Here is a 20,338-nt window from a genome sequence, read left to right on the forward strand (position 1 = left end):
TTCGGGAGGCAGGGGCCGGAGGTTCGAATCCTCTCACTCCGACCAGATTTTCAAGGCGCTTGCCGGTTAACAAAACAGTTCCCTTCGGTTCATTGGACCGGGCGCACCCGGCCAAATTCCAGAACATCGGCCGCCGTGCGCAGGTGGTCGGGCGAGAATCGCGCATAGACGGACTCGGTGATCCGGCTGTCGGAATGGCCGAGGTATTGCGCGATTACCGCCATCGGCACCCCGCTTTCTGCCATGTGGACGGCTGCCGTGTGGCGCAACGTGTGCGGCGTCACATCCCGAAGGCCTGCCTCCTGCACCGTCCTCGCAAAGCCCCGCTTGATCGAGGCGACTGGCTTCCCGGCCCACTCCACCACATGATCGGATAGAGCGGCGCCGCGGGCGGCCATCAGCGCGGATCGGAGCGTGGCGTTGATCGGCACCACGGCGCGGCCCTTTCTCGTCGTCGCGCCCGGCGTGCGGTAGTCAATCTGCCCGCGCATGAGGTCCACCCGGCTCCACGTCAGCTCAAGGACGGCGGTCACGCGCGCGGCCGTCGTCAGCATCAACAAGATGGCGAGGCGCACATGTGGCTCCGCGGGGGCGTCGAGCAGCTTATCAACCTCGGCCCGCGTAAGGTGCCGGTCCTTCGGCGAAGGCTTCGAAGGCCGCTCGATGTAGGGCGCGCGGTCAATCAAGCCCTGCTTCACCGACCACGACAGCACGTTGCGCAAGAGGCCGAGCTCCGTCCAGATCGTCCCGTCGGCACGGCCCTCGGCGCGGCGGCGGGCAATGTGGGCGCGGCAATCCTCGACGGTGATCTGATCCGGCGAAAGGTGGCCGAACACGGGGAGGATAATGCTCGCACGCCAGTCGAGGTTTTGCGCGACTGGGCGGCCGTCGACATGGTTTCGATATGCCTGCCAGAGCTGGGCCACCGTCCCGCCTCCGCTCAGTGCCCGCGTCGCTGCGTAGACCCGGCGGGCCTCGGCATCAGCTTCGCGAGCTGTCTTGGCGTCAAGTCTGACCCGCCGCCGCTTCCCGTCTTCGGACCAGGTGACGACGAAGCGTCCCTTGAGCCGTCCGATCCTGTACCCTTGCATTGCTCAACCTCCTGCACCGCGTCCCATGGGATTCGGATCATGCGCCCCACGCGGAAGCCGCGCAACTCGCCCCGGTGGACCATCTGGCGAACGGTCTCGGCGCTGCAGTCCCAGCGGTCGGCCAGCATGTCAGGGGTCAGTGGACGGGTCATGCGGCTGTTTCCTTTGCCATTGCGTACTCGCCCCACTGGCGGGCGGCCGCGGCAGCCATTCCTGGCCAGCTCCGGCTGCGGACCTTCCAGCGGTCCGGTCCCGGCGGCGCGCGGTGCACGGCACTCCATGCCTTGTGATGGTCCGTGCCGGGCAGGGGCGGCGTCAGGCGATCCGTCGCCTCAAGCGGCGGAAGGTCGCGCAGGTAGAAGCCTGTGGCCTTGAACGCGGGTTCACCAAACCACCACGGCTGCACGATCTGCGGCGCGGGGAGATCTGCGGGAAGGCGTTGCCGGGCATGCGGGTTCATCACCGGGTTCTCGATCGCCACGCGCGGGATCGACGCGGACCAGCAGGCCGAGAAAAGCGCCGCGCCGCGCTCTAGGTGCGTCCACATCACCGCAAGCCGACCCTCGCGGTCGAGCGTGGGCCAAGCCGCACGCTGAGCTTCGGTGGCCTCGCGCGGGCAGTTCGTCGGCGGCTCCGACAGCCAGCGCACCCCGCTGTTGCAGAGACGGGTGCAGGGCGGGTGAAGGACGGCCAGCAGGTCCCAGCCCTCGTGCAGGTAGTCGCGCACGTCGCCCCGGATATGCCGGTTCGATCCGTCCTCGGCTGGCAGGAGATCGCAGGACCACACGTCGTGGCCCTGCGCTGCGAAGGCGCGGCGGAAGACGCCTGAAGTCTCGCAGCCGATCAGGACCTTCATGCGGCGGCCTCCTGCATGGCGGAGCGAAGGGCCTCAACGACTTCCTCCTGCGCCAGTCGCCGAGCCGGAACGCCTTGCGCGCGCGACAAGACTTTGCAGCGATCAGCCAGCGCCTCGAAATCGATGGCGTCGAAGGTTGTCGCAAGGTCGAGGCGCATGAACCGCTGGTTCGATGCGATGGCTGGAAGCCAGACAGCAAGCGTTGCGCCGGACCAGGCGGGCAGATTGTATACGTCGCCCTCATCGGCCCCTGCTTGGCTTTCACGGATCGCAGCAAGCCCAACGGTGACGGCCTCGGCTTCGCCCGCCTCGATCATGCGGCGTATAAGGCCGACGGCATAGATCACGCCGGGCTTCTTCTGCGTGGCCGTCGGGTTGGATGTGGCCAGCGTGCATCCCGCCGCCTCGACAGCATCCCGGCAGGTGGTGGCCCAGCCGGTTCCGGCGGCGAGCTCGGCGCGGTAGATCTGCCAGCTCGATAGTCGGATGCGATCACGGTTGATGGCCGCGAAGCCTCGGGCTTGCTGAATGCGCGTCATGGGCACGGACATGGCCGGGATCTTCGTCAGGCCAGCGAGCGCGGCGGCATGGGCGCGGTGCTGCCCATCCACGACGGCGAGTTTCCCATCCTCGATCGGAGCGACGAGGATTGGCTCGAACCGTGTCCAGTCGAAGTCGTCGGCAATGCGCTGGATTGCCCGCTTGCCGTTCGTGGTCACGTTGCGCTGGTAGGTGCGGTCGATAACCAGATCGGCGACCTCCGCCCAGATGAGAATGGGGCCGGGCTGGTCGCGGAATGTTGCGGGCTTGTAGCCGGTAAGGTCGATCGGGGCGAAAGCGGTCATGGCATCACCTCGTCATTACGGCCGCCGCGGCAAGCGCGCAGGCGGCGAGGATTGCGATCGACAGTTGCGACCAAGCGCGGCGGGCAACTGGGGCAGCCATCGACACATGATCGGGCGGCAAGATCGACGCGCGAGGCAGGGGCCGGGTATCGCCCTCGATGCGGTACTCCGGCCCGGTCATTCGTCGTCGTCCTTCGCTGCCCGAGCGAGCGAGAGGATGAAAATCATCACAGCGACATAGATCACGGCGATGGCTGCGAACTGCAGCACGGCCGAAATGCAGGCGGGGCAGCTCATGCCGCCGCCCCGATACGCTGGGCAAGCTTCGCGCGCACCGCGCGGCTGCAGAGGGCGTCGATGTCCTCGACCGTGATATCCGAGCGGCCGGCGAGGAATTCCGCCAGGACGGCCGAGATGTCAGCGGGCGACATGGGCTCAGTGAGGTCGAGAAGCGCCTGCGCGGCGCGGTCGAAGCGTTCAAGCTGGGCGCGGGTCATGCTGCATCCTCCGCGGCAAGGGGCGGCAGGCGGTGCTGGTGCACATGCTGGCCGCGCTGAGATTTCAGGACGAGCCACGCCACCCTCTGCATCGAAGGGCGGGCTTGGGTGTCCGTCACGATCGCGCAGAGGCGCGGGAAGGTGAGGTCAGAGAGAGGGAAGGCGGGCCGGATCATGCAGCGGCCTCGCGGCCCCGATCTGCTTCCGCAGCCTTCGCGTATCCGGGGATCGCGCTCTCCATCAGCGCATCGATGACACCCTCGGCGTAGTCGTCGAAGGTCACGTCCATGTCGTGCACGTTCTCGATGGCTTCGCGGATCAGCTCGCGGAGGCCTTCGCGCTCGTGGTTGTGCTCGGATTCGCTGCCGGCAAGAGCGCGCATAAGGCTCTTGCCTGCCGAGCGCAGGTGATAGTCGCCCGCACTGCGCTCTGACATGATCCAGTAGGCGACGGACAAGCTTTCAGCAGCGTCTTGCAGTCTGACGCGGGTGGCAATCAAGGGGTTTCTCATGCGGCGTTCCTTTCGTCGCGGGCGGTTGCGTTCGGATGAATGTCGGAGCCCTCGAACCACGTCCGGCAGGCCTCGATGCCGCAGGGAAGCGGCGCGCCGACGGCGATCCGGAAGGGCAGGGCGCGGGGATCGATGTGGACGATCAGGCGTCCCTCCATCGTGCCGGCGGCAAGAACCTCAGCGCGATCGAGCGGGCCGATGTAGGTGACGCGCATGATCGGGCCCCTGCCGCGAAGCTGGCTGGCGAGGGGGTGCGACGGGGCGCAGAGAATGACGGTGGGAGACATGACGGCGCTATCCTTGATCTGTGTCAGGGTGGCACCTCTTGGAGGAGCGCAGCGTCCCTGAAGTCAGATAAAGATACGCCTACCGTATACTTTGGTCAATACGTAGAGCGTATATTTCTTCCGGCTCATATCGAAGAATGCCGGAACGTGATAGAACGAACCGGGAACACATGGGACTGCTTAACGATGACAGACGCATACAAGCGCCAGCTCTGGGCGTGTCTACAGTATCTTGCGGGGAATCAGGTGGGCGCGGATACGCTCAATCTTCCTCAAGAAGGTCGAGAAGCGCGGCGCGCCGTCTTGGGCTTGCTTCGCGAAAGGCCTGAAGAAACCTCTGCTCCAGCTCGGGAAGGCCAAAAAGCTCTACGACGCTGACGTTGAGGGCATCGGCGATCTTGCTGGCGACAGCGAGAGACGGGTTGTTTACGCCCTTCTCGATCCGCGAGATCGTCGCTTGCTTCACCCCAACCATCTCGGCCAGGTCGGCCTGCGACAGACTCTTAGCCTTACGAATGTCGCGCAGGTTTTGCATGCGAGCGTTATGCGGCAAGCCCGGTTCGCCACCAACTGCCATCGACGTATAAATATTCGCCGAGCGTATTGACCCTGAACATACGCTGTGCGTATATTTGGCGCATGGCACATCTGGCATCATACCTGAAGACCTCGAACCTGACGCAGGGCGCGTTTGCGGATGCGCTTGGCGTCAGCCAGCCGACCGTCAACCGCTGGCTTAAGGGTCAGGCCAAGCCGTCTTGGGAAAAGGCGGCGGAAATCGAGCGAGTGACCGGCGGCATGGTTCCGGTCTCCGCGTGGGTTTCGCATTATTCTTCTCCGTCCTCTGAGGGCCCGGAGGTTTCTGCCTGCAAGAACGAGGGTGCCGCCGACGCGGACGCCCCGCAAGCGAACGAGGTTTCGCATGGCTGACCTTCGGCAGGCCACGCATGCGGCGATGCGGGCGCTGGTGCAGCGCGTCGGGTCGTTCGACGCGGTGACCGAGACGCTTGCCGCCCGTTGGGGGCATGGCGTTTCCAAGGGCACGATCTCTCGGAAAATGTCGGCCGACTTCGACTGGACGCTGGCAGATGCCATCGCCCTTGAGGACTGCCTCGGCGAGTTTCCCGTGACGCGCATGCTCGCTCGCCGCATGGGCGCGGAAGTTACGCCTGCGACGGACCTTTCCCGGCAGGGCGGCGTGATCGCGAGAGAGACCGGCGAGGCTGTCTGCGCGATCCTCGCAGCCTCGGCCAGCGCGCGCGTCGAGGACGAGGCGCAGGCCATCGCAGAGATCGACGAAGCCATCGCGGCCCTGCGCGCGGCGCGGGCGCGGTTGGAGCGCGCCGCATGACCGCGATCCTCCTTTCCTCCGCCTGCCTCGTGCCCGTGATCGCGCGCGCCGTGCAGGCTTTCCGCTTCGCATTCTCCAATCCGCGAGACCCAGCCGGGTCCCCCTCACTCGCGGAAAGCGGCCAGCCTTCCTCCCTTCGGTTGGCCGCACCTATCCCGACCGCGCCGGGCAATGCGCGGACCTCCCTGTTGTGACGGGCAACTTCCGCCGGGGCTCCGGCCTCGGCGGGCTTTTCACACGGGCAACAACAGAGCCGAACGGCCGCAATCGTCACAAAGGAGACCGACATGACAGCACAGGAGAAGATCGCGGTGAAGCACAGCAGCATCGCTGCCGCTCTGACCGCCGCGCAGATGCAGATGGGCAAGGCCCTGAAGTCTGCGAAGAACCCGCACTTCAAGACGAACTACGCCGACCTCACGAGCGTCATGGACGCCTGCCTGCCCGCGCTGAACGCCAACGGCATCGCCGTCGTTCAGCCGACCACCGATGACGAGAACGGCCGCTACGTCGAGACCGTCCTGATCCACGGCGAGAGCGGGCAGGAGCTCCGCTGCCGCGTGCCGCTCATCGTCCAGAAAAATGACATGCAGGGCTATGGCTCGGCCGTCACCTACGCTCGCCGCTACGGCCTCATGTCGATGGCCGGGATCGCGCCCGAGGACGACGACGGACACGCTGCCGCGCAGGCCGCGCCGAAGCGTGAGGAGCCGCGCCGCGACATCGGGCCGGATCAGGCAGCCGTTGAGGCGGCCGTGTCTACTCTGAATGCCGCCACGAACCTTGACGCGCTCAAGGGCATCTTCACCGGCCTCGCGCGTCCTGTGCAGGGCCACCCCGACGTCATCAAGGCCAAGGACGACCGGAAGGCCGCGCTTGATGCGCAGCCGAACGCCGACTTGGCCCACGATGAAATTCCGTACTGAGGGAGGTCGACATGATGGACGGAAACCCCGCGCCCCGCGATCACAACAACCCGCCCGACAGCATCGACGAGGCTCTGGTCCCTTACGGCGACTTCATCACGGAGGCCGAGGGCTGGCTTGATGGTGAGCCCGTCACGACCGAAGGCCAGATGCAGGTGGTCGACGAGCTCCTGAAGCAGATCAAGGCTGCAGAGAAGGCTGTGAAGGCCGCAGAGGAGAGCGAGGCCAAGCCGCTCTATGACGCCTGGAAGGCCTGCAAGGCACGGTTCGCACCGACGCTCGATGATCTCGGCCGTCTCAAGAAGGGCCTCGTGGCGCTCGTCGATGGGTTTAAGCGCCAGCTCGCCGCCGAGCGCGCCAAGGAAGAAGCCGCAAAGCGCGCAGCTGCGGAGAAGGCTCGCCGTGAAGCGGAGGAACGGGCCCGGCAAGCCGACGCATCCGACATCGAGGCGCAGCGCAAAGCCGCCGAGGCCAAGGCCGCGGCAGACGCCGCGCAGGAGGAGGCCAGAGCTGCCGCGAGGGATCAGGTGAAGGGCCTGCGCACGGTCACGAAGTACGAGATCGACGACCACAAAGCCGCGCTTCACGACATCGCCCGAAACGACCGCGAGGCGATCACTGCGTTCATCGAGGACTATGTCCGCCGCCGTCACAAGGACCGCGACATCGATGGTGTCCGCGTCTGGCAGGAAAAGGTGGCGTTCTAATGCCGACCAAGGTCCTTCGCGAACCCACGCATGTAGAGGCTCTGGCCCGCCTTCTGGCGGACCGGAAGCTTCCGCTGACTGTGTCATGGGCGCAGGGCGCGACGCGATCCTCACTTCAGAACCGGCTGGCGCAACGGTGGTTCACCGACATCGCCATGCAGACCGGTGACCGGACGCACGAAGACGTTCGGGCAGAGTGCAAGCTCACCATCGGCGTACCGATCCTCAGGGCAGAGAACGAAGCGTTCCGAGTGTCCTATGACCGGACGATGAAGGGCCTTGATTGCGAGCAGAAGATAGAAGCGATCAAGGCCTTCGACCTGCCGGTCACGCGGCTCATGACCGTCTCGCAGATGACCGCATTCATGGATGAGATGCAGCGCACCTGGACGTCGCGCGGCATCGTCCTCACCGACCCCGAGGCGCTGAAGTATCAGGAGGAGTTCGCATGACCCGGCGCATGTCCATGACGCGCCGCGTGCGGATTTTCGAGGCCGCTGAGGGCGTTTGCCACATCTGTGGGCACGTCATCGACGGCACTCGCGAGGCTTGGGACGTGGATCATGTGGTGCCCTACGCCCTGACCCGCGACGATAGCGACGACAACCTGCGGCCGGCGCATGAGCTCTGTCACCGCGGCACGGGTTCCAAGACCTCGGACGATGTGGCCCGGATCGCCAAGGCGAAGCGGGTGCGCGCAAAGCACATCGGCGCGGCAAGGCCAAAGTCCACAATTCCCGGCTCTAAGGGCTCGAAGTGGAAGCGCCGCCTCGACGGCAAGACTGTGCGGAGGGACGCATGACGCCGCGCGATCTCTCCTATGTGCCGACGCTTGCCAACCTCGATGAGGTGTCTGGCGTCTGTCTTGCCGTCGACTGCGGCGTAATCCCTCGGCTCCTTCCATACGAGATCGAGGCGCTTGAACGCCGGGCTCGCGAGATTGGCGGCAAGGGCGTTGCCAATCTCGTGGCCGAGATCCGCAGGAGGTCCGCATGAGCGCCGTCTCCAAGGGTTCGAGGGTTCGCGTGCGCCACGTTCCGCGAGAGCGTGACGACCAAGTCCTGCAGTGGCTCGATTTGCACCTCAACAAGGGTGTGTCCATGGCCGAGATCGCGCGCCGCGAGGGCCTCGCCGGCTGGCAGACCGTTCAGCAAGCGCTGCGCCCGATCATCAAGGAAATGGAGGTCGGCAATGCCTGAGTTCACCCTTACGCTTCCCATGCCGCCTTCCGTGAATGCGCTTTACATCGGCCGAGGCACTTCCAAACGAAAGCACCCGAATTACGCCGCGTGGTCGGACGAGGCGGGTTGGCGGATCAATGAGGAGCGTGCGGCTGGCCGGTTCTCCGCGCTCACCGCTAAGTGCTGGTACTGGACCGATGTTCGCCTGCCGGCGAACCATATCGGCGACAGCGACAACCGACTGAAAGCGCTGCACGACCTGCTCCACAAGATGCACGCAACGCCCGACGACCAGTGGCTTCTCGGAGGCACCTACATGCGCTGCGCCGAGGTGGCCTCGGGGACTTGCATTGTCCACGCGCGGTCCGTGCCGAACGGTCCTGTCGAGGTGGCCGATCAGGCTCGCTTCCTGGCTACGCGCCTCGCGCCCGAAATCGGCGACTGGAAGCAGATCGGCGCCGTCGCCCGCGAAATGGTTCGGGGGACAGTGAAATGATCGCAGGAGCAAAGCGGTTGAAAATCAAGATCAATGACATTCGCACGGACGGCGGAACGCAGTCCCGAGCGGCCATCAACGACGAGACGGTGACGGACTACGCCGAGGCGCTGGACGGTGGCGCGGAGTTTCCGCAGATCGTCGTCGTGTTTGACGGATCGGCCTACTGGCTGGCCGATGGCTTCCACCGACATGCCGCCTATGCGCGGGCCGGGCGGGCCGAGATCCCGGCGCTTGTGCTGCAGGGGACGCGGCGCGACGCCATTCTCAAGAGCGTCGGCGCGAACGCTGCGCACGGCCTGCGCCGCACGAACGACGACAAGCGTCGCGCGGTGACGGTGCTGCTGACCGACTCGGAATGGTCGGCATGGAGCAATCGCGAGATCGCGCGACAGTGCTGCGTCTCGGACGTGTTCGTGGCGAAGGTCCGCGCCGATCTATCTGCAAACGGTTTGCAGATGCCGACTGAGCGCACAGTCGAGCGCGGCGGAAAGGTCTACACTCAAGACACCACGAAGATCGGCAAGGCGAAGGGGGGCGATCGCGTCAAGACCCCTGCCGAGCCGAAGGAACCCGCCGCGCCTGCGTCCCTTGGCGATGGCGCCAGGCAAGAGGCCGCGAGTGCAACCGCGGCCCCTGCAGACTCCCCCACAGACCCCCACGCCGCCGCGCGCAAGGGCCTGTCCTCCCTTACCCGCGAGGGGCTGGAGGACGAGGTGATTGGGCTGCGCGAGGCGGTGGCCGACGAGAAGGCCAAGCGCAAGAAGGCTGAGGCTGAACGCGACGACTTCAAGTCGAAGTGGCAGGAGGCTCTCGCCGGAGACGACATGGGCCGGGCGCTCGGCAACGCACAGCGACAGCGGGACACTGCCAAGGGTCGCCTCGACGAGGAGCTCGCAAAGAACGCGCGCCAAGGACGCCGCATCAAGGTCCTCGAGGCCGAGATCGCGAAGCTGACGCGGGCGCGGGAAAACGAGATCGTTGAGCTGTGAGCGTTCTGGATCGCATCCACGCCCACGGTGGCGAGGTCGTACGCGATCGCTGGCGGTTCACGGTTCGGCGTGGCCGCATGACCGACGATCAGCTGGCGAAGCTTCGCAATCCTCGATGGAAGCGTGCGCTCATGCGCGAGGTATGGCCGGAGGTCGACGATTTCGAGGAACGGGCGGCAATTCGGGAATTCGATGGCGGGCAGAGCCGACAGGAGGCCGAGGCCGCGGCTTACGAGGAGGTCATGGCACGATGCTGAACTTCACTCCCGCGCGCGAGATCCAGCTTCGCGACTATCAGGCTGCGGCGATCGACGCGCTTCGTGACGGCATCCGGGCCGGGAAGCGCCGCCAGATCCTCTGCGCGACGACAGGCGCCGGCAAGACCGTGATGGCCGCGCATCTGATGCGCGAGGCGGACCGCAAGGGCTCCTACGCGGTGTTCCTGGTCGACCGCGTTGCCCTGGTCAACCAGACCTCCGCGACGATGGACGACTACGGCATCCGACACGGCGTCCTGCAGGGCCAGCACCCGCGCTACGCGCCGCGCGAGAACGTCCAGGTGGCCTCGATCCAGACACTCGCCCGCCGGTTTCTGCCGCGTGACCCGGCGCTGATCGTCTATGACGAATGCCACGCGCAATACCAGTCGACGCTGGCCTACATCGCCGCCAATCCGCAGGCCGTAGTCGTCGGCCTTACCGCGACGCCTTTCACGAAGGGCATGGGCAACCATTGGGACGACGTAGTGAACGTCATTCCCACGCGCGAGCTGATCTGCGGCGGTCACCTGATCGAGCCGACCATCTACGTCGCGCGCTCACCGGAGGACGCTGACCTCGGCCTTAACAGCTACGGCGAGTTCTCGGACCATTCGGCAGAAGCCGCTGGCATCCAGATCATCGGCGACGTGGTGACCGAGTGGCAGGCGAAGGTGCACGAGCATTTCGGCGGGCCGGTCAAGACGATTGTCTTCTCGCCCACCGTCGAGCACGGGCGGGAGCTCTGCGCCGCCTTCAACGCTGCCGGATACAACTTCCAGCAGGTCAGCTACCTCGATCGCTCTGACGACGAACGCGCCGAGAAGATCGCAGAGTTCCGACGCCCTGACAGCACCATTCATGGCCTCGTCTCCTGCGGCGTGCTGACGAAGGGCTTCGATGTGCCGGACGTGCGCTGCGGGATTTCCTGCAAGCCCTACCGCAAGAGCCTGTCGAGCCACATGCAGGAGGTCGGCCGGGTGATGCGAACCCATGCGGACAGCGGCAAGGACAAGGCCCTGTGGCTCTGCCACTCGGGCAATGTGGAGCGGTTCGCGCTGGACATGTTCGACGTGTGGGACAACGGCGTCGGTCCGCTCGACAGCGCCACGAAGCGCGACAGCACGCCCCGCGAGCGCGGCGAGACCGTGCGCGAGAAGGTCGTCTGCCAGGAATGCGCCGGCGCGATGCGCGGGCCGACCTGCATGGGCTGCGGGTGGGAGCGGCCGGCGCGCTCCGGAATCAACGCTGTCGAGGGCGAGCTGCACGAATTCAAGCTTCCCGATGCAATGGAGCCGCGCGCAGGGCTTCGGGCGGATTGCCTAAAGGATCCCCGCTCAATCTGGACGGCGGCGCTGCATTACACCGCAGGCGCCACCAGGAAGGGCGAAGATCACGCCCGCCGGTGGGCCTATGGGGTGTTCCGCGGCGTCTACCCGAACGCGAAGCTGCCGTTTGGCTGGTACGACATGGGGATCCCCATGTCGGCAGATCCGAACGCGCTGTCGCTCGTCGAGCGCGAGATCAAGCGGTTCCGCAAGAACAACCGGAGAGCGGCATGAACGCCCGCGCCGACATTTCGCAGCAGAAGGCCCAGCACGAGGCTGCCCGCAGCGCCATGGTGCGGGCGCTGGATGCCGCTGTAGCAGCCTCAGAGCAGTTCCCCGGCGGCCGTGCTGCCTTGGGCGAGTGCTTGGCCATCTGCCTCGACCACGTGGCCGCTGGTGCGCCTCCTGCGACGGGCTTCGGGGATATCCGCGAGGATGCCTCATGGTGGGCCGACTGCGCCACGCCGCAGGAGCTCGAAGCCTACGCCGCTGCGATCCTCCGCCGGATCACCCGCGCCACATTCGCGGAAAGCGCCCGCAAGCGCCTCCTCGTGGCCCTGTGGGAGAGCCTGGACGAGCCGCAGCGCACTGCCTTCCTCGCCAAGGTCGCCCCGCAGGCGCCGGGTGAGCGCACAGAGGGCGACCGGTTTGCTGCCGTCATGGCCGCCGTAAACCCGCGCAGCTACGATCTGACACGGGCCGAAGGGCGCGCCGACTTCGACAAGGCCCTCCGTTGGGCCGTCTCGCGTTTCTGTGGCGCTGACGAGCAGCTTGCGAGGCACGTCGGCGCAATGGTGGAGGAATGGCGGCGCGAGCTGATCTGGCCGAAGGGCAAGGATGGAGGGCCGCCAACCTGAGAAAGAGGCGACCCCGCGCGCCGAAGCTACGCGGGGCCATATCTGGTGGACGGTTTACGAGACGGTGGCACCAGTTGTGGACAGCCTACCACGGGGCGGGGCCAAGGCAAAGCGCAGTCCGAAAGACCGAAGCGCGGCCCCCGGGGGAAGCACCTCCCTCGAAAGTAGCGGTCAACCTCGCCGGGCAGGTGCACGCCACGGCAGGGCCAATGCGACGGCGCGGCTCCGGCCAGCAAGATCGCGGAGGCATGGGGACCAACCTCGGCAATTCGCCGGGGCTGGTCGTCCTATGCCTTCAGCTCAGACGCTCTCCAGCCAGCAAGACTGGAGATAGATAGTAGATAGAACGGAGATGAAACGGAGATGAGCTCAGTCAACAAGGTGATCCTGATCGGAAATCTCGGGCGAGATCCCGAGGTTCGGTCATTCCAGAACGGCGGCAAGGTCTGCAACCTTCGGATCGCCACGTCGGAGAAATGGAAGGACCGCAACACCGGCGAGCGTCGAGAGCGGACCGAGTGGCACACCGTGGCGATCTTTGCCGAAGGGCTTGTCGGTCTCGCGGAGCAGTATCTCCGCAAGGGATCGAAGGTCTACGTCGAGGGCCAGCTCGAGACCCGAAAGTGGCAGGACCAGTCGGGAGCAGATCGCTACTCCACAGAGGTCGTCCTGCGCCCCTTCAGCGGCACGCTGACATTCCTCGACGCGCGCGACGGAAGCGATGGCGGAGAGCGTGGCCGAAATTCCGACCGCGGAAACGGCTACGGCGATCAGGCCGGAGCAGGCGGCTACGGCGGCAGCGACATGGACGACGAGATCCCGTTCTGATGGGCATGCAGGGGGCAGTAATGGGCAAGACAGCAGGGCGGAAGCGAAAGGCGGCATCGAAGAAGGCCGTCACGCTTCCGCAGTTTACTGGCGATCACGGGACTGGCACGGCCGCAGCCATGGCGCAGACATTCCTGGAACCGATGAAGAACGACGACGGCAAGCCGGATCCGAACAAGCGCGCGCGCCGCCGGAGGATCGAGGTGATCGATCACCTGACCTCGCTCTCTCTCCGGCAATACCAGGCCGCCCGCGAGATCCGGGACGCCTACTGTCAGTGCGAGAAGCTTTCCTCGGGATCCCCACTCAAGGAGCAGGTGGACAGCTCTGCGCGACCGGACGCCACGATGGCGATTCAAGTCGACGCCATGTCCAGACTGCGCCGGGCGATGAAGATGGTACCGAACCACATGCGCCCCATTGTCGAGGCCGTGTGCTGGCACAACACGCAGATCAAGGACCTTCCGGTCACGCGAGGTGTAGCGATCTCGACATTGCAGGGCGCAATGACTTGTGTCGCGAACCACCTGAGGTATTGACCGGAAACCAAAACCACCATAGAAATTGATCATCGGAGAGGCGCGTCGGGAAACCTGCGCGCCTTTTCTCATGGGCGGGATGCCCACCATCATCCAAGACGGGAAGTCGAAGATGGCGCTCACCGCAAGGCAAGCGCGCTTTGTCGAGGAATACCTCATCGACCTGAACGCGACCCAAGCGGCGATCAGGGCTGGATACAGCGAAAAGACAGCAAGGTCTCAGGGCCAGCGTCTGTTGACAAACGTTGACGTCGAGACGGCGATCCAGGAGGGAAAGGCAAGGCGCTCGGAAAGGACAGAGGTCACTCAAGACCGCGTGATTGCCGAGCTGGCAAAGATCGGGTTCTCGGACGTGCGCCGCATGCTGACGCCATCCGGAAGCCTTCTCAACCCAGCTGACATGGGCGACGAAATCGCGGGCGCGATCGCCTCAGTTGAGGTGGTGACGAAGCGCCTTCCCGGCGCCGAGGGCGAGGCCGAGGTCGAGTACGTCAACAAGATCCGCATGTGGGACAAGAAGGGCGCACTCGAGACGCTTCTCAAGCACCTTGGGGGCATGCCCGACGAAGACGACGCCCCGGCCCTGAACATCACTATCACCTCGGATGCTCCGGTGTCGGATGTCCGGGTCACACGCCATCAGGGTTAGCGCGCCGCAGGGGATATTCCTCTCCGGGCTGAATACCAAGTTTCGCGCCTATGTCGGCGGCTTCGGCAGCGGCAAGACCTTTGTCGGATGCCTCGACCTGGGCCTGTTTGCGGGCCAGCATCCTAAAACGGTGCAGGGCTACTTCGCCCCGACCTATCGAGATATCAGGGACACGTTCTGGCCAACCTTCGATGAAGCGTCGGAGCAGCTGGGGTTCCGCACGAAGATCAAGAAGGCCGACAAGGAGGTCGATCTTTTCCGTGGCCGTGCCTACTACGGAACGGTGATCTGTCGGTCAATGGACGATCCGGGCGCGATCGTGGGCTTCAAGGTTGCCCGTGCTCTTGTCGACGAGATCGACATCATGGCCAAGGACAAGGCCGGGGACGCTTGGCGGAAGATCATTGCCAGGATGCGCCTCGTGATTCCGGGCGTGGAGAACGGGATCGGTGTGACGACCACACCCGAGGGCTTTCGCTTCGTCTACGACACGTTCGGGCGCGATCCAAAGCCCGGATACAGCATGGTGCAGGCAAGCACCTACGAGAACGCCGCCTATCTGCCGCCGGACTACATCGACAGTCTCAAGGAGGCATATCCGTCCGAGCTGGTGCAGGCCTACATCGAGGGTCGCTTTGTCAACCTGACGAGCGGCTCGGTGTACCGGGCCTATGACCGGACCGCCAATCGATCGGGCGAGATGATCCGCGAGAAGGAGCCGCTCTATATCGGGCAGGACTTCAACGTCGGCAACATGTTCTCGGCGGTGAACGTAAGGCGCGACGACGGACTGCATGCGGTTGAGGAGCTGAAGGGCATCCTTGACACGCCGGCGCTGATCGGCGCGCTCAAGTCGCGGTACGAAGGGCATGTGATCTATGTCTACCCGGACGCCTCAGGCGGGTCGCGGAAGACGGTGAACGCGAGCGAGAGCGACATCGCGCTCTTAAAGGCCGCGGGGCTGAAGGTGCGGGCGAAGGACAGCAACCCGCCGGTGAAGGATCGCATCTTGGCCATGAACGCGGCTTTCGAGAAGCGGACTCACTGGATCAACGACAAAGCTTGTCCTGTGCTGGCGGAAGCCCTTGAGCAGCAGGCCTATGACAAGAACGGCGAGCCGGACAAGACGACCGGCCACGACCATCCAGTCGACGCTGACGGTTACCTGATCCACCACGAAATGCCGGTGGTTAAGCCGATCCACACCGTGAGGGAAATGCGCCTTTGACCGACACCGTAGCCAAGCGCAGCGAGGCATCGCAGGCGATGCTTGACGCTTCGGCCAAGGGCCGGGCGCTCATGGGCGGCACGGATGCCATGCGCGCAGCGGGCGAGCGGTTCCTGCCGAAATTCGAGGCGGAAAGTGTCGAAGCCTATCGATCCCGCCTGAGAGCTTCGTGGCTGTTCAACGGTTACCGAAAGACGGCTCGGGACATGACGGGGCGTGTGTTCGAGAAGCCCATCGAGGCAGCCGAGGTGCCGTCGATTATCGAGGACATGCTCGAAAACGTGGACCTGCAGGGGCGCGACCTTTCGATCTGGGCGCGGGATGTGTTCGAGGACGGGCTTTCCGGCTGCGGGATCTCGTGGATCATGGTGGACGCGCCGCCGCGAGAGGGGACAGTGACGCGGGCGCAAGCGGCTCAGGGCAACCTTCGGCCGTTCCTCGTGCACCTGAAGATCGAGGATGTTCTCGGCTGGCGGGTGGAGACGGTCGACAACGCGCCGAAGCTGACGATGCTGCGGCTGTTCGAGCAGGTGGTCGAGCGCGATCCGGCGGACGAGTTCTCGGACGTGGCGATTGACCAGGTGCGAGTGCTGGACATCACTGACCGCGGCCCGGTGCGGACCCGGATCTATCGCAACGTCGGGGGCAGCCTTGGCGAGAAATGGCAGCAGACCGGCGGCGAGACGTATTCGGATATGACCGAGATCACGGTCATTCCGTTCTACGCCAACCGCACGGGCTTCTGGAAGGCCGAGCCGCTTCTCGACGACCTCGCGGACATCAACATCGCGCATTGGCAGTCGCAGTCGGACCAGCGCAACATCCTCCACTTTGCCCGGGTGCCCATCCTCGTCCGCACGGGCGTCGACAGCGAGACCTCGCCACTGGCGATCGGGGCCGCGACGTCGATGGACATCTCCTCGCCAGATGCGGACGTGAAGTGGGTGGAGCACACTGGCGCGGCAATCGATGCAGGACGGCAGGACCTGAAGGATCTGGAATTCCAGATGGAGACGCACGGGCTGCAGCTTCTTGTGGCCCGCCCCGGCGCGCAGTCGGCGACTGGCGAGGCTCTGGATGCGGCCAAGGAGACCTCGCAGCTCTCGGCTATCGCTGACGGCCTGCAGGACGCATTGGAACAGGCGCTGACGTGGATGGCGGCCTATGCGGGCGACGGTGAGGCCGAGGTCTCGCTGACCGTCAACAAGGACTTCGGTGTCACGATGATGACGGCGCAGGAGGTCAGCGTGATGCTGCAGGCCGTCCAGACGGGCAACCTGAGCCGCGAGACCTTCATCGGAGAGATGGTGCGGCGCGGAATGCTTCGGTCGGACCTCGACCCGGAAGAAGAGGCGGAACGCATCTCGGCCGACCCTCCGGCGTTGACCGGCGACCCGATGCCACTGGACGACGAAGAGGAAGACAATGGCGCCGCCTGACGGTGGCGCGAACGAGGTCATCGCGGACCTGTTCACGCGGCACGCGGTCGATCTTCTTAGGCTCGAGGCGAACGAGCGCAAGGCGGTTCGTCGCATTTTGCAGGGTCTGGAACGTGAGCTCGTCGCGCAGATCGCGCGGATCGACCCGACGGGCCCGGAGCGAGAAAGCTACCGAGCAAGGCGTCTGGACAGGCTACTCGATCAGGTCCGCGACACGATCCGGGCCAGCTACCGGCAGGCGTCATCGGTGCTGCGCGGCGAGCTGATCGAGCTGGCCGACATCGAGGGGGAGTTCGTCGCCCGCGCTATCAATGAGGGCGTGCGGTTCGACCTGGCCACGGCCAGCTTCACCCGAGAGCAGCTCCGGGCGCTCGTCGACGGGGTTCTTGTGCAGGGCGCTCCGGTCTCCGAATGGTGGCAGAGGCAGGCCGGTGACACGCTGCAACGCTTCACGGACGAAATGCGGTCCGGGATCGCGCAGGGGCAGACGAACGCGCAGCTCATGCGTCGGGTCCGCGGGGGAACGGAAAACGGAGAGGCCGTCGTCGGCTTCATGTCGATCACGCGCCGTCACGCCGACAGCCTCGTGCGATCTGCGACGCAGGCGGTGGCGGAGCGAGCCAAGCAGGCGACCTACGAGGCCAACGAGGACATCATCGGCGCGGTGGTCTGGACCTCGACGCTCGACAGCCGCACGACGCTGCAATGCATGGTCAGGGATGGCCTGCGGTATCGTCTGAAGGACAAGAGCCCCATTGGACACAAGGTGCCGTGGCTGCAGGGGCCAGGGGCGCTTCACTGGGGCTGTCGCTCGACCTCTCGGCCAGAGACGAAGAGCTGGCGTGACCTCGGAATCGATGCAGACGACCTGCCGCCGCAGACTCGGGCAAGTATGAACGGCGAAGTGGCGGCCGACACGACGTTCGAGGGATGGCTCTCTCGGCGGTCATCGGAAGAGCAAGACGAGGCGCTCGGCGCGGGGCGAGCTGAGTTGTGGCGCGAGGGCAAGATCACGTTTCGGCAGCTTCTCGACGGCAATGGTCGCGAGCTGTCGCTCGAGGAATTGCGGGCGCGGGTTCGCAACTGACCGGGGCGGGACGCCCCTTCATCACAGCGGGAAGCTGACACCATGGAAATCGAACTGACCGACCTCTCGGGCCTTCCCGAGGGGCTCAAGCCGCTTGTGCAGGACAACAAGCTGGACCTCTCCAAGCTGATGCCGGCAGAGGACCTGACCGGACTGAAGACGGCGCTGCAGAAAGAGCGCGAGAACGTCTCGGCCTACGGCAAGCTGGGAAAGCCTGACGAGATCGCCGCGAAGATCGCGGACCTCGAGAAAAAGGCGCAGGGCACCGGCAAGGGCGCAGAGGAGGCGCAGGCCAAGCTCGACGCGCTCAAGCAGGACTACGAGGGCAAGCTCGGCGCCGCGAATGATCGCCTGTCGAAGCTGATGCAGCAGAACGCCGCCGCGTCGCTCAAGGCAGAGCTGGCCAAGGTTGGCTTCATTCCCGAGGCCATCGATGACATCGCCGCCTCCGCGCTGGGGCGGCTGCAGTTCCACGAGGACGGCAGCCCGAAGGTGCTGACCTCGGACGGAAAGCCCATGATCGGCAACGGGCCGGATCATGGCGCGACCTTGGCTGATCTGGCCAAGGAGCTGGCGGAGCAGAAGGCCTATGCCGTCCGCGATGCCGGCAAAGGGGGCAGCGGGAAGCCGCCCGGATCTAACGGCGGGACGCCGAAAGGCAAGACGGTTCGCGCGAGCGAGCTCGAGAGCATGACGCCCAAGGAGAAGGCGGATTACTTCCGCGAAAATCCGGGCGTCACCATCACCACCGAGTGAATAGGAGGGACTCATGTCCAACACTCTGACGGCGCTACAGCCGATCCTGTTCTCCGCCGCTCAGACTGTTTCGGCGGAGCCTTTTGGTGCGGTTGACGCGCTGAATGCCAACTTCAACGACCAAGGCGTGGCCGTGGGCGACAAGGTGAAGGTGCCGGTGGCGCCCACCCGTGCCGCAACCGACTTCACGCCCTCCAACGTGACTTCGACCGGTACGGACGCCACGGCGTCTGACGTCGAGGTGGAGATCACCAAGTCGCGCAAGGTCGCATGGCACCTGACCTCGGAGCAGCAGCGCTCGCTCGACAACGGCGCCGCTTCTGCCGAGTGGATCCGGCAGCTGATCTCGCAGGGCATGCGGACGCTTCGCAACGAGTGTGAGACGGACGCGGTCAATGCGATCTACCAGGGCGCAGGGCGCGCGGTCGGCACCGCAGGCACCAACCCCTTCGCTTCGGCGATCAACCCGCTGGTCGATCTGCGGAAGGTGCTTCGCGATAACGGCGCTCCGCTGGCGGACCTGCAGTTCGTCATGGACACCACGTCCGAGGCGAACCTGCTGAAGCTCGGCCTCGTGAACAAGGCGAACGAGGCGGGGTCGGACGCAGAGCGCCGTGCCGGCATCGTCGGGCGTCAGTATGGCTTCGAGATGCGCCAATCGGCAGGGATCGAGCTGCACACGAAGGGCACCGGCACCGCCTATGACGCGGCGGGTGGCGAGCCCGCTCTCGAGACCGTCATCGCGCTCGACGGCGGTACTGTGGGCGGCACGGGCATCGTCGCCGGCGACGTGGTCACGTTCGCAGGTGACACGACGAAGTATGTCGTGAATGCCGGTCTTGCGGCGGCCTCGGGCAGCATCACCATCGGCCGGCCCGGTCTTGCGACCACGCTGGCGGATGCGGTGGAGATGACGATCGGCGACAACTACACGCCGAACGTCGGCTTCGATCGCAACGCCGTCGTCGGCATCATGCGCCCGCCGCTGATGCCAGCCAACCCGACCATCTCGCCGATGCTCATCTCCGACCAGTTCGGGATGACGTACCTGATGCTCGACATCGCGCAGTACGGCCAGCGCACCTGGGAGCTTCACCTTGCGTGGGGCTTCAAGGCGGTGCAGCCGGAGCACATCGCGATCCTGATGGGCTGATGCAACAGCGGGGCGGCTTCGGTCGCCCCGCGCTTTTCTACGGAGGGCGCAATGCCTGTAGCTTCGACTTTCGGCGCGACCGGCGGTGTCGCAGTGGACGTGTCTGGCGGAGACCAGGCGCTCGCGAAAACGGCGCGTGCCTTCTGGATCGGTGGCACGGGCAATCTCGCCCTGGTCATGGATGACGGCTCCGAGTTGACTTTCGTAGCGCTTCCAGCGGGTTTCATGCTTGCTGCGCAGGCGGCCGCAGTGAAGCAGACCGGAACGACCGCAACAGACGTGCTTGCGCTGTTCTGATGGAAAGCCCGCTCATCCCGACCGTCGAGATCGTCGTCGATGGGCGGCGCAAGATCGTGAACGCGGATGATCCGCGAGCGAAGGAGGCGAGCAATGCCAAAGGGCAAGGGATACGGCAAGAAAACCGGCCGCAAGAAGTAAAGCCGCGTCGCGGCAGGCCGCGCAAGAAGGCTGACTGAG

The 20,338-nt window shown here is 65.3% G+C and carries 30 protein-coding genes and 1 pseudogene; 23 read left to right on the forward strand and 8 right to left on the reverse strand.

Features of this window, described 5'->3' with window-relative positions; translation table 11 throughout:
- Positions 1 to 89: 89 nt before the first annotated feature.
- The 8 genes and pseudogenes from P6F26_RS16650 to P6F26_RS16680 all read right to left on the reverse strand — a co-directional run bounded on the left by P6F26_RS16650 (position 90) and on the right by P6F26_RS16680 (position 4,622).
- Complete coding sequence (locus P6F26_RS16650; RefSeq protein WP_278029834.1) at positions 90 to 1,091, reverse strand: tyrosine-type recombinase/integrase; 1,002 nt, start codon at positions 1,089 to 1,091, stop codon at positions 90 to 92.
- A gap of 20 nt (positions 1,092 to 1,111) precedes the next feature.
- Positions 1,112 to 1,243: pseudogene (locus P6F26_RS19710) on the reverse strand (excisionase family DNA-binding protein); the annotation flags it as partial.
- Positions 1,240 to 1,947, reverse strand: a complete 708-nt coding sequence (locus tag P6F26_RS16655) for a hypothetical protein (protein ID WP_278029835.1) — start codon at positions 1,945 to 1,947, stop codon at positions 1,240 to 1,242. The gene P6F26_RS16655 and the pseudogene P6F26_RS19710, both read right to left, overlap by 4 nt.
- The gene (locus P6F26_RS16660; protein WP_278029836.1) at positions 1,944 to 2,792 is read right to left on the reverse strand and encodes a ParB/RepB/Spo0J family partition protein; all 849 of its coding nucleotides are present in this window, start codon (positions 2,790 to 2,792) and stop codon (positions 1,944 to 1,946) included. The genes P6F26_RS16655 and P6F26_RS16660 overlap by 4 nt, the downstream gene beginning before the upstream one ends.
- A gap of 293 nt (positions 2,793 to 3,085) precedes the next feature.
- Entirely contained in the window at positions 3,086 to 3,289 is a 204-nt protein-coding gene (locus tag P6F26_RS16665; protein WP_278029837.1) for a hypothetical protein, read from the reverse strand.
- 172 nt (positions 3,290 to 3,461) lie between these two features.
- Positions 3,462 to 3,800 (reverse strand): hypothetical protein, encoded by a 339-nt coding sequence (locus P6F26_RS16670; protein WP_278029838.1) that lies wholly within the window; start codon positions 3,798 to 3,800, stop codon positions 3,462 to 3,464.
- Complete coding sequence (locus P6F26_RS16675) at positions 3,797 to 4,087, reverse strand: hypothetical protein (protein WP_278029839.1); 291 nt, start codon at positions 4,085 to 4,087, stop codon at positions 3,797 to 3,799. Before P6F26_RS16675 ends, P6F26_RS16670 begins: the two co-directional genes overlap by 4 nt.
- Before the next feature lie 262 nt (positions 4,088 to 4,349).
- Positions 4,350 to 4,622: a helix-turn-helix transcriptional regulator gene (locus tag P6F26_RS16680; protein ID WP_278029840.1), complete on the reverse strand. Its 273-nt coding sequence runs from the start codon at positions 4,620 to 4,622 to the stop codon at positions 4,350 to 4,352.
- A gap of 104 nt (positions 4,623 to 4,726) precedes the next feature.
- On the opposite strand from P6F26_RS16680, the gene P6F26_RS16685 reads away from it, so the two are divergent.
- From P6F26_RS16685 to P6F26_RS16795, 23 genes are all read left to right on the forward strand, one after another.
- Positions 4,727 to 5,017, forward strand: coding sequence for a transcriptional regulator (locus P6F26_RS16685; protein WP_278029841.1), 291 nt, complete (start codon positions 4,727 to 4,729; stop codon positions 5,015 to 5,017).
- Positions 5,010 to 5,438 carry a hypothetical protein gene (locus P6F26_RS16690; protein WP_278029842.1) on the forward strand — a complete coding sequence of 143 codons (429 nt, stop codon included), beginning with the start codon at positions 5,010 to 5,012 and terminating at the stop codon, positions 5,436 to 5,438. The genes P6F26_RS16685 and P6F26_RS16690 overlap by 8 nt, the downstream gene beginning before the upstream one ends.
- Before the next feature lie 287 nt (positions 5,439 to 5,725).
- On the forward strand, positions 5,726 to 6,364 hold the full coding sequence (locus P6F26_RS16695; protein ID WP_278029843.1) for an ERF family protein: 639 nt from the start codon (positions 5,726 to 5,728) through the stop codon (positions 6,362 to 6,364).
- An 11-nt stretch (positions 6,365 to 6,375) separates the two neighbouring features.
- The gene (locus tag P6F26_RS16700) at positions 6,376 to 7,071 is read left to right on the forward strand and encodes a hypothetical protein (protein ID WP_278029844.1); all 696 of its coding nucleotides are present in this window, start codon (positions 6,376 to 6,378) and stop codon (positions 7,069 to 7,071) included.
- Positions 7,071 to 7,523, forward strand: coding sequence for a hypothetical protein (locus P6F26_RS16705; protein WP_278029845.1), 453 nt, complete (start codon positions 7,071 to 7,073; stop codon positions 7,521 to 7,523). Before P6F26_RS16700 ends, P6F26_RS16705 begins: the two co-directional genes overlap by 1 nt.
- Positions 7,520 to 7,873 (forward strand): HNH endonuclease, encoded by a 354-nt coding sequence (locus P6F26_RS16710; RefSeq protein WP_278029846.1) that lies wholly within the window; start codon positions 7,520 to 7,522, stop codon positions 7,871 to 7,873. Before P6F26_RS16705 ends, P6F26_RS16710 begins: the two co-directional genes overlap by 4 nt.
- Positions 7,870 to 8,067: a hypothetical protein gene (locus tag P6F26_RS16715; RefSeq protein WP_278029847.1), complete on the forward strand. Its 198-nt coding sequence runs from the start codon at positions 7,870 to 7,872 to the stop codon at positions 8,065 to 8,067. Before P6F26_RS16710 ends, P6F26_RS16715 begins: the two co-directional genes overlap by 4 nt.
- Positions 8,064 to 8,270, forward strand: coding sequence for a hypothetical protein (locus P6F26_RS16720; RefSeq protein WP_278029848.1), 207 nt, complete (start codon positions 8,064 to 8,066; stop codon positions 8,268 to 8,270). Before P6F26_RS16715 ends, P6F26_RS16720 begins: the two co-directional genes overlap by 4 nt.
- Positions 8,263 to 8,748, forward strand: a complete 486-nt coding sequence (locus P6F26_RS16725; RefSeq protein ID WP_278029849.1) for a RusA family crossover junction endodeoxyribonuclease — start codon at positions 8,263 to 8,265, stop codon at positions 8,746 to 8,748. Before P6F26_RS16720 ends, P6F26_RS16725 begins: the two co-directional genes overlap by 8 nt.
- A 17-nt stretch (positions 8,749 to 8,765) precedes the next feature.
- Entirely contained in the window at positions 8,766 to 9,740 is a 975-nt protein-coding gene (locus P6F26_RS16730) for a ParB N-terminal domain-containing protein (protein WP_278029850.1), read from the forward strand.
- A 77-nt stretch (positions 9,741 to 9,817) separates the two neighbouring features.
- The gene (locus tag P6F26_RS16735) at positions 9,818 to 9,997 is read left to right on the forward strand and encodes a hypothetical protein (protein ID WP_278029851.1); all 180 of its coding nucleotides are present in this window, start codon (positions 9,818 to 9,820) and stop codon (positions 9,995 to 9,997) included.
- Entirely contained in the window at positions 9,991 to 11,559 is a 1,569-nt protein-coding gene (locus P6F26_RS16740; RefSeq protein ID WP_278029852.1) for a DEAD/DEAH box helicase, read from the forward strand. The genes P6F26_RS16735 and P6F26_RS16740 overlap by 7 nt, the downstream gene beginning before the upstream one ends.
- On the forward strand, positions 11,556 to 12,182 hold the full coding sequence (locus P6F26_RS16745; protein WP_278029853.1) for a hypothetical protein: 627 nt from the start codon (positions 11,556 to 11,558) through the stop codon (positions 12,180 to 12,182). Before P6F26_RS16740 ends, P6F26_RS16745 begins: the two co-directional genes overlap by 4 nt.
- Before the next feature lie 363 nt (positions 12,183 to 12,545).
- Complete coding sequence (gene ssb / locus P6F26_RS16750; protein ID WP_278029854.1) at positions 12,546 to 13,010, forward strand: single-stranded DNA-binding protein; 465 nt, start codon at positions 12,546 to 12,548, stop codon at positions 13,008 to 13,010.
- Positions 13,011 to 13,030: 20 nt separating this feature from the next.
- A complete protein-coding gene (locus tag P6F26_RS16755) occupies positions 13,031 to 13,549 on the forward strand; it encodes a hypothetical protein (protein ID WP_278029855.1) in 519 nt (172 codons plus the stop codon).
- A gap of 112 nt (positions 13,550 to 13,661) precedes the next feature.
- A complete protein-coding gene (locus P6F26_RS16760; RefSeq protein WP_278029856.1) occupies positions 13,662 to 14,198 on the forward strand; it encodes a terminase small subunit in 537 nt (178 codons plus the stop codon).
- Positions 14,170 to 15,426 carry a terminase large subunit domain-containing protein gene (locus P6F26_RS16765; RefSeq protein WP_278029857.1) on the forward strand — a complete coding sequence of 419 codons (1,257 nt, stop codon included), beginning with the start codon at positions 14,170 to 14,172 and terminating at the stop codon, positions 15,424 to 15,426. Before P6F26_RS16760 ends, P6F26_RS16765 begins: the two co-directional genes overlap by 29 nt.
- Positions 15,423 to 16,865: a DUF4055 domain-containing protein gene (locus P6F26_RS16770; RefSeq protein WP_278029858.1), complete on the forward strand. Its 1,443-nt coding sequence runs from the start codon at positions 15,423 to 15,425 to the stop codon at positions 16,863 to 16,865. The genes P6F26_RS16765 and P6F26_RS16770 overlap by 4 nt, the downstream gene beginning before the upstream one ends.
- Positions 16,852 to 17,952 (forward strand): phage minor head protein, encoded by a 1,101-nt coding sequence (locus P6F26_RS16775; protein WP_278029859.1) that lies wholly within the window; start codon positions 16,852 to 16,854, stop codon positions 17,950 to 17,952. The genes P6F26_RS16770 and P6F26_RS16775 overlap by 14 nt, the downstream gene beginning before the upstream one ends.
- Before the next feature lie 42 nt (positions 17,953 to 17,994).
- The gene (locus tag P6F26_RS16780) at positions 17,995 to 18,708 is read left to right on the forward strand and encodes a hypothetical protein (protein ID WP_278029860.1); all 714 of its coding nucleotides are present in this window, start codon (positions 17,995 to 17,997) and stop codon (positions 18,706 to 18,708) included.
- 13 nt (positions 18,709 to 18,721) lie between these two features.
- Entirely contained in the window at positions 18,722 to 19,861 is a 1,140-nt protein-coding gene (locus P6F26_RS16785) for a major capsid protein (RefSeq protein WP_278029861.1), read from the forward strand.
- A gap of 51 nt (positions 19,862 to 19,912) precedes the next feature.
- Positions 19,913 to 20,158, forward strand: a complete 246-nt coding sequence (locus tag P6F26_RS16790; protein ID WP_278029862.1) for a spike base protein, RCAP_Rcc01079 family — start codon at positions 19,913 to 19,915, stop codon at positions 20,156 to 20,158.
- Positions 20,158 to 20,337: a hypothetical protein gene (locus P6F26_RS16795; protein WP_278029863.1), complete on the forward strand. Its 180-nt coding sequence runs from the start codon at positions 20,158 to 20,160 to the stop codon at positions 20,335 to 20,337. Before P6F26_RS16790 ends, P6F26_RS16795 begins: the two co-directional genes overlap by 1 nt.
- Position 20,338: the final 1 nt, after the last annotated feature.

Origin of the sequence: Roseicyclus salinarum, assembly GCF_029624655.1 — a bacterium.
GTDB lineage: Bacteria > Pseudomonadota > Alphaproteobacteria > Rhodobacterales > Rhodobacteraceae > Roseibacterium > Roseibacterium salinarum.